The 17,337-nt window shown below is 38.4% G+C and carries 12 protein-coding genes and 1 pseudogene; 6 read left to right on the top strand and 7 right to left on the bottom strand.

What is annotated here, in order from left to right; genetic code table 11:
* The first annotated feature begins 77 nt into the window (after nucleotides 1-77).
* The 6 genes from B1A85_RS04655 (at nucleotide 78) to B1A85_RS04630 (ending at nucleotide 8,984) form a co-directional block, all read left to right on the top strand.
* The gene (locus tag B1A85_RS04655; RefSeq protein WP_168192342.1) at nucleotides 78-1,127 is read left to right on the top strand and encodes a glycoside hydrolase family 5 protein; all 1,050 of its coding nucleotides are present in this window, start codon (nucleotides 78-80) and stop codon (nucleotides 1,125-1,127) included.
* Between the two features lie 126 nt (nucleotides 1,128-1,253).
* Nucleotides 1,254-3,116: a heterocyst formation ABC transporter subunit HepA gene (gene hepA, locus B1A85_RS04650; RefSeq protein WP_246841318.1), complete on the top strand. Its 1,863-nt coding sequence runs from the start codon at nucleotides 1,254-1,256 to the stop codon at nucleotides 3,114-3,116.
* A 457-nt stretch (nucleotides 3,117-3,573) separates the two neighbouring features.
* Nucleotides 3,574-5,232 (top strand): alkaline phosphatase family protein, encoded by a 1,659-nt coding sequence (locus B1A85_RS04645; protein ID WP_104545717.1) that lies wholly within the window; start codon nucleotides 3,574-3,576, stop codon nucleotides 5,230-5,232.
* A 175-nt stretch (nucleotides 5,233-5,407) separates the two neighbouring features.
* Nucleotides 5,408-6,796: a hypothetical protein gene (locus B1A85_RS04640; RefSeq protein ID WP_104545716.1), complete on the top strand. Its 1,389-nt coding sequence runs from the start codon at nucleotides 5,408-5,410 to the stop codon at nucleotides 6,794-6,796.
* A 127-nt stretch (nucleotides 6,797-6,923) separates the two neighbouring features.
* Nucleotides 6,924-8,192 (top strand): O-antigen ligase, encoded by a 1,269-nt coding sequence (locus B1A85_RS04635; protein ID WP_104545715.1) that lies wholly within the window; start codon nucleotides 6,924-6,926, stop codon nucleotides 8,190-8,192.
* A gap of 24 nt (nucleotides 8,193-8,216) precedes the next feature.
* Nucleotides 8,217-8,984, top strand: a complete 768-nt coding sequence (locus B1A85_RS04630; RefSeq protein WP_104545714.1) for a bifunctional 2-polyprenyl-6-hydroxyphenol methylase/3-demethylubiquinol 3-O-methyltransferase UbiG — start codon at nucleotides 8,217-8,219, stop codon at nucleotides 8,982-8,984.
* A gap of 95 nt (nucleotides 8,985-9,079) precedes the next feature.
* Here the strand turns inward: B1A85_RS04630 and B1A85_RS04625 are convergent, their stop codons facing one another.
* From B1A85_RS04625 to B1A85_RS04600, 7 genes and pseudogenes are all read right to left on the bottom strand, one after another.
* Complete coding sequence (locus B1A85_RS04625; RefSeq protein WP_210404173.1) at nucleotides 9,080-10,105, bottom strand: sulfotransferase; 1,026 nt, start codon at nucleotides 10,103-10,105, stop codon at nucleotides 9,080-9,082.
* Nucleotides 10,106-10,360: 255 nt separating this feature from the next.
* Nucleotides 10,361-11,644 carry a glycosyltransferase gene (locus tag B1A85_RS04620; protein ID WP_104545712.1) on the bottom strand — a complete coding sequence of 428 codons (1,284 nt, stop codon included), beginning with the start codon at nucleotides 11,642-11,644 and terminating at the stop codon, nucleotides 10,361-10,363.
* Between the two features lie 712 nt (nucleotides 11,645-12,356).
* Complete coding sequence (locus B1A85_RS25945; protein WP_246841352.1) at nucleotides 12,357-13,091, bottom strand: GAF domain-containing protein; 735 nt, start codon at nucleotides 13,089-13,091, stop codon at nucleotides 12,357-12,359.
* Nucleotides 13,065-13,718, bottom strand: a pseudogene (locus B1A85_RS25940) (acyltransferase); the annotation flags it as partial. The gene B1A85_RS25945 and the pseudogene B1A85_RS25940, both read right to left, overlap by 27 nt.
* A gap of 402 nt (nucleotides 13,719-14,120) precedes the next feature.
* Nucleotides 14,121-15,530 carry a glycosyltransferase gene (locus tag B1A85_RS04610; protein ID WP_104545710.1) on the bottom strand — a complete coding sequence of 470 codons (1,410 nt, stop codon included), beginning with the start codon at nucleotides 15,528-15,530 and terminating at the stop codon, nucleotides 14,121-14,123.
* Between the two features lie 555 nt (nucleotides 15,531-16,085).
* A complete protein-coding gene (locus B1A85_RS04605; protein ID WP_104545709.1) occupies nucleotides 16,086-16,586 on the bottom strand; it encodes a pentapeptide repeat-containing protein in 501 nt (166 codons plus the stop codon).
* Between the two features lie 241 nt (nucleotides 16,587-16,827).
* A complete protein-coding gene (locus B1A85_RS04600; protein ID WP_104545708.1) occupies nucleotides 16,828-17,247 on the bottom strand; it encodes a DUF1824 family protein in 420 nt (139 codons plus the stop codon).
* Nucleotides 17,248-17,337 lie beyond the last annotated feature (90 nt).

The raw sequence follows: 17,337 nt of genomic DNA, 5'->3' as shown, positions 1-17,337 counted from the left end.
GAAACTTTTGGATTTCTTTTTGTATAAGTCTATTAATCGTAGGATTATTCGCATTTAGCTCTTCACCCTCTTTAGGTGTGAAGGAGGAGCGCTTTACACGCCTCACCCAAGGTATTAATCTTTCACATTGGTTTGCTCAAGCTCCTTTAACGCATAAAAATTTTCAAACTCGTGTCACAGCTCAAGATATCCAGCGTATTAAAAAGATGGGATTTAGACACGTGCGTTTGCCGATAGATCCTAATGTTTTGTTCAATGAAAAGCAACCAGAAAAACTCAATCAAGAAAATTTAGAGTACCTTGATAGAGCATTAGATACAATCCTGGCAGAAAAACTTGGTGTCATTGTCGATCTTCATCCACAAGCTCGATTTAAGCAACGCCTCTATCGTGATGTTAATTTTGTCAATAATGTAGCCAAATTTTGGAAATCTCTAGCGCAGCATTTGAGTACTAGAGATCCAGAGCTTGTTTTTCTAGAAGTACTCAATGAACCAGATGTTAAAGATCCCAAAGTCTGGTATAAAATTCAACCGCAATTACTTGCTGCAATGCGCTCTGGTGCGCCCTTCCATACTTTAATTGCTAGTAGTAATCTTCGCGTAGGTAGAAATTGGGATAATATTGCAGCTTTGCAGCTTTTGTCTCCAGTTAAAGATCCCAACGTCGTTTATAACTTTCACTTTTACACGCCAAGACCATTTGTGAGCCAAGGCGCGACTTGGGGATGGAATATGTTGCGATATTTTCATAATGTTCCTTACCCTTCAAATCCAAAGTTAGTCGCGGCAATTTTGCCACAAATTAAGAATGAAACGGCAAGAAAGCGCTTGCGAGAATATGGTAAACAACGGTGGAATGCTCAAAAGCTTGAAGAACTTATTAGTAGTGCTGCTGCTTGGGCAAAAGAACATCAAGTGCGCTTAACTTGCAATGAATTTGGTGTTTATCGCAGAGTTGCGCCTCCAGACGATCGCAATACATGGATTCGGGATGTGCGATCGCTTCTAGAGAAATACAATATTGGTTGGTCTATGTGGGATTACAATCACGGCTTTGGCGTGATGAAACGAGTTAACGGACAGTCTGTTCCTGACTTAGGTACTTTACAAGCGTTGTTTGCTTAGATTGCTGAAGATTTATCTATTCGCTTTTTAGCGCAGCAAACTTAAAATTTCCTTACTCATATAGTCCCGATCGCTAATCTGCGTTAATTAGCTTGTATCGTTTTCACAAAAATTAGAGGGAAACCCTTGAATAAAGCTGTGCGCCTCAAACCATCTTTGTTAAGTTACAGACTACTAAAAGCTACAAAATTCTGGAGAAATAATCATCTTATTCTCCGTGAGTTTAAACACTTCCGCCTCGTTGCGATCGCTGCTATTTTGTTTTCTTTACTTGCAGCAGTCTTTGAAGGAGTTACAATTGGTTTAATCTCGCTGTTTTTATCAAATTTTGCCGAACCAGATAATCTAACAAATATTCAAACAAAAATTCGCTGGTTTGATACTTTATTGTTAAGTGGAAACCTATCACCCCTCGCTAGGCTCTATCGAGTTACTGCTTTAATCTTTTTTACTGTATGGTTGCGTTCTAGTTTTGTCTATTTAGGAAACTATTATACTAGCCTTTCTGAAATAAATTTAACGTATCATCTCCGCAAACAATTATTTGAACAGCTACATAGCCTTAGTCTCAGTTTTTTTGCTAAAAAGCGCCTCGGCGAACTCCTCAATAGCCTTCACAATGAAGTCAATCAAATTCGCTTAGCTTGTAATGTTGCCTCTATTTTTATTGCTAAAGGATTTACATTAGTAGTCTATATAGTATCAATGTTTTGGTTATCTTGGCAGCTAACTGTTGTGTCGCTTTTCATGTTTATTTTATTAGCTACAGGTTTAGCGACACTGCGAAGACAGGTAAGACAAGCTAGTTTTGATAATGTCCGAGCATCGCAAAAATTTACATCAATCTCAACAGAGTTTATCAGTGGTATACGTACTGTAAAAGCATTTTCATCACTTCAGTATGAACGCAAGCGATTCTATAATGCGCTTGATGAATTATTTCAGGCAAATAATAAAGCAAAGGCAGCAGCTTCGTTAGTACAACCTCTAACCGAGGGAGTTTCTACAACTGTTTTATTAATTATTTTAGCTGTCGCCGTTACACTCTCATTTTCAAATCGAGATTTTCAGCTGGCATCAATCTTAACCTTTGTGTTTATTTTATTACGCCTAGCACCCGTCGTTGCACATTTAAATGGAGCTTGGTCTAGATTTACAAGTTTTCAAGGTTCGTTAGTTAACGTTAAAGAACTGCTGCGAACTGATAATAAAACTTATTTACAAGATGGTCATATTCAGTTTAATGGACTTAAAAAAGCAATTGAATTTAGAGCAGTTGATTTTGGTTATAATCCTCAAAACTTAGTATTGCACAATATTACATTAACAATCAAAAAAGGACAGACAACTGCGTTAGTTGGCGCTTCTGGTGCGGGGAAAAGTACGCTAGCAGACTTGATTCCGCGCTTTTACGATCCCATTCGTGGCAAAATTTTGATCGATGGCATCGAGCTACCAAAATTTAAAGTGAATTCGCTACGGCGCAAAATGGCAATAGTGAGTCAAGATACATTTATTTTCAATACTTCTGTACGCGAAAATATTACGTATGGGACAGAGAATGTAGATGAAGCAGCTGTTTGGGAAGTGGCACGACTTGCGAATGCTTTGGAGTTTATTCTCAAGTTACCCGACGGTTTTGATACGCGGCTAGGCGATCGCGGAGTCTTATTATCTGGAGGTCAGCGCCAACGGATTGCGATCGCGCGGGCTTTGTTGCGTAACCCAGACATTTTGATTCTTGATGAAGCAACGAGCGCCTTAGATTCAGTATCAGAAAGATTAATTCAAGAGTCCTTAGAAAAACTTTCAGTCGGACGTACTGTAATTGCGATCGCGCATCGTCTCTCTACAATTGTTAAAGCTGATACTGTAGTAGTCTTGGAACAAGGTCGGATTGTTGAACAAGGAGGTTATCAAGAACTATTAGAAAAAAGAGGTAAATTGTGGAAATACCATCAGCTTCAGCACGAATTTGGTCAAGTATAACTTGATTAAAATAACTTGATGGTGGTGAAACTAGTCTTACTATTTTTATAACACAGATCAAAAAGCTAGATATAGCAAAATCACAAGCTTTTATACTGTCCTGACTTTCTTCAATTGTTATATTATATGAGAGAGAATCTTTTTATTAAAAACAAAAACATACTTTATATCCACAGATAAATTTTAAATTCTCTCCCAATTTCCTGAACTTACATGTATTGAAATATATTAGCTGTTTCAAGACTATATTGATAGTTGCAATAAGTCTCGTCATTGAAACAATCGTCTATCAACACAAATTTCTTTGTCTAACTTGAATGCGTTGATTGTGATTCTGATGTTGACACAAACAGCGATCGCAACTAGATAACCTATCGAAAAGTACATAGTTGTGTCAGTTTGTGAAAGCTTAGACAATTCCTACTCTCCATTTTTGTCTATATCTATCAAAAGCTTTATGAAGACTCCTGTAATTGCTATTGGCTTGGATGCGGCAGATAATTCCCTCATTGAAGCATGGATGTCTCAAGGGCATCTCAAAAATCTTTGTCGCCTTCGCCAGCAGGGAACTTATACTCATTTACGAAACTTTGACTACTATAGAGCCGAAACGCCATGGACAACTTTTTTGACAGGTTGTTCTCCGCAGAAAACAGGTTATTGGGCACCTGTAAAATTGCGTCAAAACAGCTATGACATTACAGAAATTGGTGCCTATGATTTTACGGAATATCCTCCGTTTTATGCGCTTCAAGACAACTTTCGAGTTGCAATTTTTGACGTACCGCACTCCCGACCCAGCGCACAAGTCAACGGGATACAAGTTCATGCTTGGGGCGCGCATTCTCCTCTAGCATCGACCCAGTCGCAACCTCCACAACTATTGCACGAGTTAGAGCGTCAACATGGGAAACATCCTACATTACACAAGGATTTTGCTAGCTGTTTAGATGTCTCTGCGTTGCACCGTTTGCGTCAAGGGCTAATTACAGGGATTGCTCGCCGCGCTGCTATTTGTCAAGATTTGCTGCAACGAGAATCATGGGACTTATTTTTGACAGCCTTTGGTGAAACGCATTCAGCAGCACATTATTTCTGGCATCTTAGTCAACCTGACCACCCCTTGTACTCATTACTAGCCGATACGACTGACGATCCTCTACTTGCAGTTTTCAAAGCTGTCGATCGAGCGATCGGCAAAATCTTAGCGCAAGCACCAGAGAATGCTTATGTCTTAGTGTTTTCCGGACACGGTATGGGTAGCAATGTCATGGACCTTCCCAGTATGGTGTTTCTACCAGAACTGCTGTATCGATTTAACTTTCCAGGTCGAGTAGGAATAGCCGCAGGCGAACGAGGAACACCACCTACACCACCACTTATAACAGGACGTGCCAAGCGGGGCGCTCTTGGAGCACTTTGGAGTCTGAAGCACGATCGCAACCTACTGCGAAGCTTCTTACGGAAACACACTCCAGGTAAAATCTTTGGTCGCTTCGAGCCATATCTTAACTTCCAACAACCAGATTTAATTTCTCCGTTTCAGTTGCAGCAACAATCTGAGCCTCTGTACTATCAACCTGCACTTTGGTATAAACCCTTGTGGTCGCAAATGAAAGCGTTTGCACTCCCGAGCTTTTCTGAAGGGTACATTCGGGTCAATCTTCAAGGTAGAGAACCTGCAGGAATTGTTACAACTGCGGAATATGCAACAGTATGCGACGAACTAAGTCAACATCTGTATCGGCTCATCGATGCGCGCACGGGCAAGCCAATGGTTAAACAGATAATTCGTACGCGTCAAGATGCGACTGAGAACGATCCGAAGTTACCTGATGCTGATTTAGTCGTGATTTGGCAAGAAGAACGCGCAACTGATGTCGTTGATAGCCCTACTTTTGGTCGTATTGGTCCGGTCCCTTATTTTCGCACAGGTAGCCATCGTTCTAGAGGCTTTTTCTTAGCAAAAGGTCCAGATATTGTTCCTGGGTCCAGTTTACCAGTAGGTCATGCACTCGATTTAGCACCGACAATCCTCAACCTTATGGGTGCTGCAATTCCTGAATATTGCGAAGGCAAATCAATGTTAAAAACAGCTTCTGCCTTAGTTGGCTAAGAACACTACATATAGCAAAAGTCAGAAGTCAGGGTCAAAAACTAGTGACGATAGTTTCAAGCTTCTACTATGTCTTAAGCATCTCTTCAATGGCTACAGAACCTAACATCGAGGAGAACTCATAAGGTTCTGAAACCTACTTTTGTTCACTACTTATTAATCAAGATCGACCAAGATGACAGAAACTTTAAGAATTCCTCACTTTGTGCCTACAAAATTGAATTGGAAGGCGTTGAATTATCTGAGTTTGGGTATAGTCAATGCGGCTATTTGGAGCATCGCGTTTTTTTATTTACAAACGGCACCGCGCACATACACGAGTTCTTGGACAGTTGCTTTACCTAAAGGCGGCGAGCAAGCTAATGTCAACTTACCTGGGATTGGAACCGCTTCTTCATCTGCTCAGTCACCCTACAGTAGTAAGTATGACGATCCCCGCGCCAACTATCAATATATCGCTACAACCCAACCTGTACTACAAGCAGCAGCTAGCAAGCTGAATATGGATGTAGATGACTTTGGTAAACCTCGAATCAAGCTTATGGATGATACAATGCTCCTCGAGTTTGAATTTGAGGGAACAACTCCTCATGAAGCACAGCTCAAGTCTCTCGCTTTGCATGAAGCTTTAGAGGAAAGACTCAACGAGCTGAGAACTCAAGAAGCAGCGCAAAAGGATATACGATTACAATCAGCTCTCTCTAAGGCAGGGCAAAAGCTAAAAGAAGCTCAGCAGCGACTTTCTACTTTTCAAGCTCGTTCTGAATTAAACTCTGACAATCAAATTGCTCAGCTTTCTTCTAACATTGAGGCTTTGCGCAAAGAGCAAGTACAAATCATCGCACAACATCAATTGTCAGATGCTCGTTTACAACAACTATCAACGATTTTAGAGCTATCACCGCAACAAGCAGCAGAGGCTTTTAACCTGCAAACTGACCCCTACTTTCAACAAATTTTAAGTGACAACGGTAAGTCTAGTGCAACTCTGGTTGATTTAAACTCGCGCTTGACACCTCACAATCCGTCTGTGATTAACGAGCAAGCGAAACAAGAAGCTTCTCGAACAGCAATGTTAGCACGCAGTCAAGCACTGCTGAATAAGCCTGTAACTCTAGAATATCTGGAGCAACTTAACCTCAACAATAGCCCACCGCGACAGCAGTTGCTGCATGCGTTAGTGTCCGTGCAAGCAGATAAACAAGGATTACAGTCACAAGCTCTCGAACTAGAGAAACAGATGCGAATACTTGAGAATCGGCTCAAAACTTTGACGCAGCAGCAGATTTTAGAAAATAACCTCCGGCGGGACGTACAAATTGCAGAAGCAATCTTCTCCTCCACAATTACTCAACTCGATCTGCGTAGTTCTGATGTTTTTGGTTCTTATCCTCAGATTCAACTAATTGAAGAACCAAGCTTACCAACTTCGCCAAGTTCGCCTAAATCATTCTACGTTTTTGCCGGTGCTAGCTTTGCCTCACTATTTTTAACGACTGGACTTCTTCTCTTTTCGCTCAGTCAACGCCCATCAAGACTTCCTAGGCAAGTTGAGCCTGCCTAATCGCTGTACCAAACTTCCACAAGCAAAATATTGAAGTGCGATCGCTTACTGGTGATGTCATTTTCTCGCTCAGTGAGGTGACACAAAAGTAAGTTTTGTCAATGATTTCACGCAATCACCTGTGCCAATGAAACCTTGTAATTTTGAAGAAAAAGTCATTTGGTATTCTATTCTGGGTACTTATGGGTTCTATTTTACAGGCTTACTTTACTACGTTCCTCCCGCGATCGCTTGGATACTAACTTGCTATCTCATTAGAAAGCTGTGGCTGCAAAAAGACAACGCCTCTGAATGTAACAATATCGCTATCCCTTGGGAAGTTTGGGTATGGATCGTTGCCATGGCAGCGATAGAATTTGCCACGATTTTTGGTCATGCCGATTTCAATTTAGGAAAAGCAAGTCTCATAAAGGCTACATTTGGTTGGGCTAAAGGATGGGCACTTCTAGCCTTATTTCCCCTAATTGGCTGCCTCAATATCAGACCAAAGTTAGTGTGTCGCGCTGTTTGCCTTTTAAGTTTTCAATCCCTTATTTATCTAGCTTTTTGCTATCTAGCATCATTAATACGTTTAAATATTTCTTATACTGCTCCCCTCAATTTTTTTGGTGGAGCAAGATTAGGTTTTTTTGTCACTTTATTCACTATTGAAAATGGCTGGCTTCGTCTACCTTTATTTGCTCCCTGGGCTACTGTTATTGGTTTTGTCGGTAATGTATTCTTACCTTTGTGCCTCCTAGAAAAAAACCTACGACTGCGATGGATTGGCATCTTTGCGTCAATTCTCATGTGCTGGTTTTCTGGTTCTAGAGTTAATATGTTAGCTCTACCTACTGCTTGGATTGCTACTCAAATTTTGTCTAGTTTTCAGCGCCCGTTTCTTTGGCTGTCCGCTGGTTTGTCCAGTTTAGTGACTGGTTTATTCGCATCAAGTTTAATGAGTGCGATCGCGTCCTTTAAAGATTGGATGCGGAGCTTACGCAAGAACTCTAACAGCGACCGCGAAGCTTTAGACAGAATCGCTATCCGACGTTGGGCAGAAGCACCAATTACTGGTCATGGTGTTACTGATTCAGGTCCTAGTAGAATCGTAGATGTTAATATTGGCACTCATAATAATTGGACTGGTTTACTATTTATTAATGGTATTGTTGGTGTTTTAGCTCTTGGCATCGCTTTATCATGTAGCTTTATAAGCTTAGTTATCCGCTCCCAAGGAAGCCAAACAGCTAAAAGTGCACTTCATATTCTCTTAATAATATTTTGCAATACGTTCGTTGATAGCCTTAATATGACTGCTTACCTGGTAGCCCCTGGCTTAATTTTTCTTGGGGCTGTTTTTCGAGAGCCTTTACAAAAACCAGCGAGAAAATTACTACTACCAAGCTCTAGTTAAAACATTATTTCATAGGAGAAAAAAATGAAAAAATACATCAATATATTACAATCTGAAATTGATAAAGCACAAAAATTTCTTGATAAAGAATTAGCTAATAAAAGTTATTTAAAGGTTTTAGAAGTAGGATGCGGTTCCTGCAGTCGCATTCATCTCACTCAACCCAAAGATATGGTTGGTATTGATGTTTCAGAGAAACAACTACAAAGAAACAATACTCTTACTGAGAAAATCAAAGGTGATATCCAAACTTATAAGCTGCCAAAATCAACTTTTGATTTAATTGTATGTTGGTGGGTTTTAGAGCATCTACCGCAACCAAAAAAAGCTTTATTAAACTGCCAAAAAGCTCTTAAAGAGGATGGAATTATTATTATCGCTTCTCCCAACATATTTTCTTTAAAGGGAATAATCACAAAGTATACGCCTCATTGGTTTCATGTTTGGGCATATAGGGTTATCTTTGGTCAAAAATTGGCCGGAATTGAAGATAGAGCACCTTTTCGCACCTTCTTAAGATCTTCTATTTCACCTGCGTCAATTAAGAAATTTGCTCAAGAGAATGAACTCTCGATTGAGTACTTCAGCACTTACGAATCTCCAAAACAAACGAGACTCCGCAAAAAGTATTTCCTGATGGGGTTCTTATGGCAGTCAATTAAATTAGTAACTCATATATTGAGTTTTGGGATGGTTGAGGTAGAAAATACAGAATATATTATAATCTTGAAAAAGCCAATAAAAGAATCTAAATTGATGTCTCAGGAAGCTTTAGAATCTGTTGCTATTTGAGTATCAAATCTATCTCTAATAGCTTAGAGAATTAACCCCGATATTTAATTGGGGGTTTCTTTTTTTCTAACTTAGTGAAAGAAGCAAGTGCAAACTTAGCTAATCACAAGACGTAAACGTTGCCAAATATATTGAGGAATATTGCTAATTCTATTCGAGTTAGCTAACAAAGCTCGTAATCCAGTAAAAGGTAAAGTTATCCATAACCAAATAATTAGAACAACTGGTAAACGAACTGGCTTTTTGCTATAACCTGCTTTTAGCAGCTGCTGTCCACAGCAAAATTGAAAAATGGCAATTTCTGCATCACTCAGTTTTTCTTGCCAGCGATACGCTGGTTCACTAGACAAACCAGAACCATTACTCCAAGAGTTTGAGTACGAGCTATTCACTAAACCAACTGTATGCATCGAGGGTTCATAATCTAAAGATAACCAGTTTGTTAAAGATTTGAGCGATGTTTCTGGACAAGTAACTAAGTTTTCAAATTGTTGAATGTAGACACGGCTTTCTCCAAACTGATCGCGTGCCTTGAGTGCTGCATTAAGAGCAGCTTTCCAAATTAGACTAATAATTATTAAATTGTAAGAATTTTTTATCCTTTGTTTCTCTCTAAGAGACTTGCTACTATCAGACCTCCACTGACTCTTCCAAAAGTCACGATACGACGCAATGACTCCTCCTGGATTGCGAACCATACAAATAACTTTCGCATCAGGATAGCGATTCAGAATCTCAGCGATTTTAAAGATATGTCTAGGAGTTTTTTCTCCAAATATAGTTTTGTTTTTGTTTTGAGCGCAAAGCTGGCAATAAGCTTCAAAATATGAATCTGTTCCACAGCCAATTTGCTGGGCTAAAGAACGTAATTCCATGCGATTCATCCAGCCTTGTTCTGGATCTCCCTTTGCTTCGTACGTCTTATGGGTTAAAGCCAGAAAGTAATCTTCAGTAACTTGTGTTTCTTGAGGCGATAATGGTTTTTGCTCTCGTCCAGCCATCTTCACTCTCAAATCCTCAAAATAATGAGTTTCTTTAGAGATATATACGTTTGAGTGTTTGCTAAGAATCTGTCTCATTAAAGTTGTGCCAGAACGAGAGGTTCCAACAATGAATATCATGCTCTTTGGGGAAGCTTCAATTTTGCTTACTTTCATCGCTTAAATTGCTTAAATAAATATATTATTATTTTTATTCTTCAAATCTTACCTATAGGCAAACGTACACTGCCGATCGCGGGCAATGCTTGCGTTCGCCACATAAACACAGTCAGCTCTTCAAAAGAGGTTAGTAAGCTTCGTCATCAAATTACTAAAAAAGGAAGAGACTAGTTATAAAATTAGTAACAGCAATTCTACAGTTGTAATAGATGCAAATTAAGCTGCTTTATGATACAAGCTACGCGCAGGAAGATAAGACACTGATTTGTCTGCTAGTAAGTTTTGATAAATTTCAACTAACTCATTGTTAAGTGTTTGTATTTCATATTGAGATTCTACACGTTTTCGAGCAGCTAAACCCATGTCTACCCATACTTCTGGATGCCTAATTAGATAACTTAATTTGTGGGCGATCGCATTAGCATCACGCTCAGGAACCAAAAACCCAGAAACACCATCTTCTATTAACTCAGGAATACCGCTGTGTCTAGTTGCAACTACTGGTAAACCCATTGCCATTGCTTCTTTCAAAGTATTGGGTATACCCTCTTGATTTCCATCTTGCGCTGTTACGCTAGGAGCAACAAAAATGTGTGAATTAGTAAGTATATCGATAATTTCCTGCTGATTTTTTTGACCTAGTAATGTAACAACGTTGCTGATATCAAGCTTTTGAATTAGGTTTTGCAACTCCTCTTTTAATTCACCCTCACCAACAATATAGTAATGGATATTTTTGTATGTTTGAGATAATTGAGCAACAGCTTCAATGCTATACTTTATGCCTTTTTTTTCAACTAAACGACCGACGGTGACAATTTGAATCGAGTCATCAGAAGGCAGACACCGAGGTGTAAAGAAGAACTTATCGCAGTCAATTCCCGATCTGTGCGTAATAATTCTCTTGCCATCACCACCATGTTTAACTAGCCAAGTACGGAAAAAGTCGCAAACTGGAAGAAATAAGTCTCCAGTAGCTAAAAGCCGATCGTAAACGCGATCGCCATACTGCTTGATATAGCGGCTAATATCCCAACCGCGAAAGGACGTGACAAGTTTTCCCTTTAATGCTCCAATGTCACGCAATGCTAAAATTTCAAGCGCGTAGCAGCCAAACTGGCAGTGAATAATGTCATACGGTTTTTGCCCAAGCATCGGTATTGCAGTATACAAAATTTTTAAGGAAGTCGCGGCGCGACCATATTTGCAAAAATTGAGCGATCGCAAACAAACCAGGGGGGCTTTATGAAAATTAGTAAGAAGTAATACAAAACCTTTTAACTGACGTAAAAAAAAGTTGTGCGGTATTACAGGAACATAGTAGGTACGATGAAGTAAATTGTATTTTTCTACATGTGGATGCATTTTGCGATCAGAGGGTGGATGTCGTAACGCATAAATATCCACCTCGTGACCTCGCTCAATCAAACCAGTAATTTGATTCAAAACAAAAGTCTCTGACAAAAGAGGAAAAATTCCCACCACAAAAGCAATTCTCATAAAAGATACCTAAAAATACAAACTTTTCTAACTAACTGAAGGCTTGAGCAGAATGCTAAAAAACCAAGTATGACTTTAGGAAATAAGATATTGTCAATATGCCTTCACCGCACAGAGTAAGTCGATAGAGAAAAGTTCATAATATCTAGAAAAATTTTAATCAGTTTTGTTATGCTCCCAAATGCCACTCTTATCAAAAACGAATTTAAGTTGAGGCAGTTAAGCGTTTATCAAACATTTTCTAGCAAGCATTTTCTTAATTTTGAATAGCAAATCTTCTCATTTTTTATTAGAAAAGGAAGGCTATAAACTTATTAAATACAGATTTTTTAACGTTCTCAAATTAAGGCAATTTAAGATTAGCATCGTTATAAATATAATTTAATCATACAAGTTATAACCCTAAATTTTTTTACTGTATTGACGGGCTTGATTGTTTGAAAACATAGTTTTGCTACAGCATCAACTAAAGTCACACATACAGCGAGATTCAGTAACGCTAATTATTAATTTTCTACTAAATAATAAACTTTAAACATTAACAAACCAAAGTTTTTAATATTTAAACTATCGTATAAATTGTAGATACTTTTCAACTGAAGTCAGGGCTACATAAACGAAGTTTCAAAAGTTTTGAATTTTAAATGGGTAAAGCATATCTTACCAGTTGAACTTTGAATTAGAAAAATTTTCTTAACTCACCACTGATAACTTAACAAAAGGTGAACTTTATCTGCCTAGTAGCCAATTTGTTCGCAAAAAACTGTACCAGGAACTTAAACTGCTGCCATAATGAATTTAATAAACGAGTCAGAGTAAACAACCTGCAAATTCCTGAAGCTTGAGATACATTTACTAATAGTACGTCAGTACGAGTCAACAGCCAAGCGATACAGTCAGCTATCAGCTGCATGAGCTTTACTTCATCGCTAGTAAATTGACGAGAAATAATCGTACCCACATGGAATACTCCAACTATTTGCCCATTTACTTGCAAAGGAACACCAAGCATTGAGCTTAGTCCTTTATTGCGGAGAATTGGACTAAAAATCTCTATTTTGGATAAATCTTCGACTATTATAGGTTTGCAATCAGCTGCAACACGACCTGCAAAACCTTGTCCAAAGGGAATTTTAATTTCTGCTGTAATCTCATCTTCTAGTCCAACTGAGGCATATACTATCAAGTGTTGCTGATCCTCAGTCCGTAGTAGAACCGTAACAGTGCTGACATTTATAACTTTACCAATGTATTCCAATAACTGGTGCAGTAGTTTTTGTAGCGTTAAGCCAGCGATCGCAACATCTTTATGCGGTAATTGATTGTTTAGCTTTGTCGTCTTTTCTTCTTCAACTAAACTATCGTCTGTAGCGTTATTTTCTGGGTAAGCGCTCGTTACTTGTTCACCTGACTTTCGGCTTTTGATGACTTTGGCAGGAACCCCCACAGCAATAGAATATGGTGGAATGTCTTTAGTGACAACTGCTCCTGCACCAATTACACTACCTTGACCAATTGTTACGCCGTCTACAATTCTGACTCCGCTAGCTAACCAACAATCATCTTCAATGACTATTCCTTTGTAACTGCTACCTTGTTCTTTGATTTTACGGTTAGGATCTGTGAAAATATGATTATTCGCATAGATGCCTAAATGCGAAGCAATCCGACAATCTCTACCAATCTTGATGGATTTGCCCGACAAACAAGTATAGGGACCAATGTAGGTACAATCTCCAATTTCTATTACACTATTACTGTGAGTTTTAATCACAACTCCAAGATCAAGTTTGACAGAATTTCCTAGCCGAATCGTACTATTTTGACCTTCATTTCTTAAGGAAACTCCCCGATCGATCTTAACTTTATTGCCGATGGCAATTCTGCCAGGGTGAATTATTTCAACTCCAGATTTAATTTGTACTGCGTTTCCAAATTGCGCAAAAAGAGAACGATACACTAGCCTACGTAGAGATTTCCCTAGTAACGATGGTACCCATCCTACTAAGGTAGTTACTACAACTTCTTTCTGGCAAAACCTCTGTGAAGTAGATAGAGCTTTTATGACCTTCATATTTGTAGTTAGTTGAGGTTAGCAAGAATCAATTTTTCACTTTTACACAACATACCTTACAGTAATATTACTATCTAAACGCAGTAATCTAAGACAAGTTAATACTATTTCTCCTTAATTAGCAATAACTCAAATACTAGAAAAAGTAAGTGGAAGTTCTGCTGTTGTTTTTCTCAATTAATGACCATCTTATCAACGCTATAAATAGTCGTTTATTAATTGCTAACAACTGACATAATGAGATAAAATATTTACAATCTAAGCCATAAAAAAATACAACTCGAACAAATAATCATGTCAAATACCAACAAATAGCAAAAATATTAATAGTTTAATTACTCAATGAGAAATAATATAAATTCATTATGCTATTTTTTGTACCTTAATAAGCTTAAGAAACAATTACATGTTCAAAGTTTGACTTACTGCCAAACTTAGCTTGTTTTGTGCTATTTTTTCCTCTAGAATAATTTTATAGAGATTTACTGTATCTACAGCCTCCATACTCATAGTCCGAATAGGCTTAATTCCTTGACGAAGTTTAGACAATAAATTTGGCTCTTCAGATAGCCGTACAAAAGCTTCAGCCCAAGCTTTAACATCAGCAGGAGGTAGTAACAAACCATCAACATTATGTTTGATAAGTTCATTAACTCCTCCTACATCCGAACCTAAAACGGGTAGCTTTGCCGCATGGGCTTCTAAGATAGACATCGGTCTAACATCAAACCATTGTGCAGGTAAAGCTAAAATATCATATGTTGCTAAAACTGAAGGTAACTCTTCACGTGTCAAAGTCTCAGCAATACGAATACGCGGTTCACCCTTTATACTTTGTATAATCTGCTGTCGATATTTTTCATCATCAACTGCACTGCCATATATTGTTAATTCAATGGATATCTTAGCAGGCAGTGATTTGATCGCTTCTACTAAAATATGAATTCCTTTGTTACGATTCCAACGTCCTAAAAATACAACTTGTAAAGCTTGGTTTGCTGTTTTTTTAATATTTCGAGACGATGATAGAAAAATATCAGGTACGCCTGTTTTGCAAATTATCAGCTTCTGTTGGGGAACTCCATTAAGTAATAATGTTTCATAAAGCCGCTCGCTTAGCGTCACTATGCGGTCGGCAAATTTTGCCATTTCTAATAAACCCTGTCTGCGCGCAACTATATAAGCTGGTAACGAAACAGGAGTGAGCAACGCGGTTGCAGCAGTATTAATTGGGGTAGGAGCTTTTTTCAATAAATGTAATAATTTACTTGCTGTATCATTTATGCTTCGAGGCGCGTGCACTAAACTTTGAATTGCTGTATCTGATATTGCTGAAGGAACACCACAACAATGACTACATTTGACTTCATCAATTTTTCCGTCACACACTTCTTGCCCATTTAGCATGAGAGTTTCTCGTTGACAAACAGGGCTAGGTAAACGAATTGAAACAACTGTCGCCATACCCAATTCTTTGGCAAGACGTAGATGAGGTAAACCACATTTTGGCGTCCATTGATGCTGATGATAGATATCTGCCTTTTGCTGTCTTAACCAACGTTCAAAATACTCAAATCTACCATGTGGTAATTCTCCATAATTTGGTTCTGCTTTTGGTTGAGGAAACACAGGGTAGCGATATACTTCTATTCCATTGTGTATATAAGTATTCTCATATTTACTGTCTTGAGCTGCTGCTATTTTGCTTTCTACTCCATATGCTTGAAGAACTGGTAGGAGTTCGCTAAGACGGATTTGAATTCCTCCACATTTTTCTGGTAAGTAACGAGCAACAGCTTGAATAGTTTTCATAAAAGGTAGATGTTTTATTGAAGTATCAGGAATTGGAGTTAGAGTAGTTTGCTCAAAGTTTATCAATTCTATTCAAGTATTTTTTTATAGGAATTGAAGAGATGCTTGGGATATGGTAAAAGCTCATAGCTACGTACGACTGTAGCTTGCTCTTCAACCTGAATCTTAATTGAATAGCTATGTAGCTATTAAAGTTTATTCAAACATTAGTGTTCATAAAAGCACGAATAATTCATCTAATATCATTTAGTTTATTTTAATAAGACAAAAGTTTTTATTAAAATAAAACGATCCCTCTTAAATTGTCGATACAGAGAAGTTCAGGTATTTAATATTCGGCATTTATATAAATTATTTAATAATGCAAAACAACAAGAATTAAGGTATATTTAATTCAATTAAATTAATAAAGTTAAATAAATAATAGAAGTCATAAAGAACCTCTATTTATTATAAGTAATAATTTATATTAATATTTAAAACTAATAGATAATCTATGTATGGCAGAGGCGATCGCATCCTACGTCAAGCAGCCTGCGATCGCTCAAAACCACATTACTTACATCCCAAGGAATCGCGCGTTGCCACACCAGTCTTTGAATTGACTCCACTTGCTTGCGCGCAAAGTTTTTTCACTACGGTTTTATCAAGAACTGCATTGGTAAAATCAGCGCCAGTAATATCAACATCATTAAATATAGAGCGCAGCATCATTGCCTCTTCCATTACGGCATCACTAAGATCGGCTCCTGTAAAATCAACTAGATAAGCAATCCCATTAGTAAAGTCGGCTCCATGTAAATTTGCTTTCATCAACTTCGCGCCATTGAAAACAACACCGCGTAAGTCAGCATTACTGAAATTAGCTGCCTCTAAATCTGCGTTAGCAAACTCAGCAGCTTGCAAGTTTTGCCCTGAGTAATCTTTCCCAATAACTTCTCCAGTAGCTGCACCACGCGAAATAGAAGAGGAACTAGCTGCGCGTGCACTTATCGGAAAGGCAACAAGAAGTAAAAACACGAAAGCAACTACTGCAAGTCGATAGAAACGTTTCATTATCCTTTCAAAAAAACAACAAGGTCTACTAGCGCGGTAAACAACTATGCACTATAGCAGGGGTCAGAGTGGTTGAAAAAGCGTGCGGATGTTGCTTCAGTTGCCGCAAACTTTACAAGATACAGCTTTGAGCTTCTAAAATGTTCTGACTTATACTTCGATAGCCATAACTAACGAGATAGTACTCAAAAGTAAGTGTAGAGCTAATTTTATAGTTAATTTAGGCGCAATTTCTAGAAACCTAATCAAACAAATCTAGCGGAAGATGCCCGTAAATGTCATTGACGACTCCTGATTCCGGAGAGTGACATGACACAAGTACGCCCCGATGCTCTCCAGAATAAGGATTAAGATAACACAAACTGGTAACTGGATTAAATTTAATGTAAACAGCGCCATCAACCGAAGTTAAGTCAAGATTAGGCTGATACCCCAAGGCTTTGGCATAACTTGCCAAAGTTGCTATACCTTGAGTTGCTGTATCAGCACAAATACCCAAGATTTGGTAATCAGAAAAATGACTGACAACCAATACAGCCTGACGAATCAGCATTTTTTCGGCTTCAGAAGTGACTAACTTACCAGCAATACAGTTAAAGTCTTTCAAAAGTGCTTGCGCTGCTTCGACAGTAAGATCGGATTGCTGCTGCGGGTTAGACATGACTTTGTTGAATATCGACTACTTAATACTTATTGTGATATCGTTCGCAACTAAAAAAAGCGGTAGCACTTGAGTGTACCGCGCGATCGC

The organism is Chroococcidiopsis sp. TS-821 (genome assembly GCF_002939305.1).
Lineage (GTDB): Bacteria > Cyanobacteriota > Cyanobacteriia > Cyanobacteriales > Chroococcidiopsidaceae > Chroogloeocystis.
The sequence above is the reverse complement of the archived record's forward strand: the minus strand, read 5'-3'. Positions and strand labels throughout refer to the sequence as shown.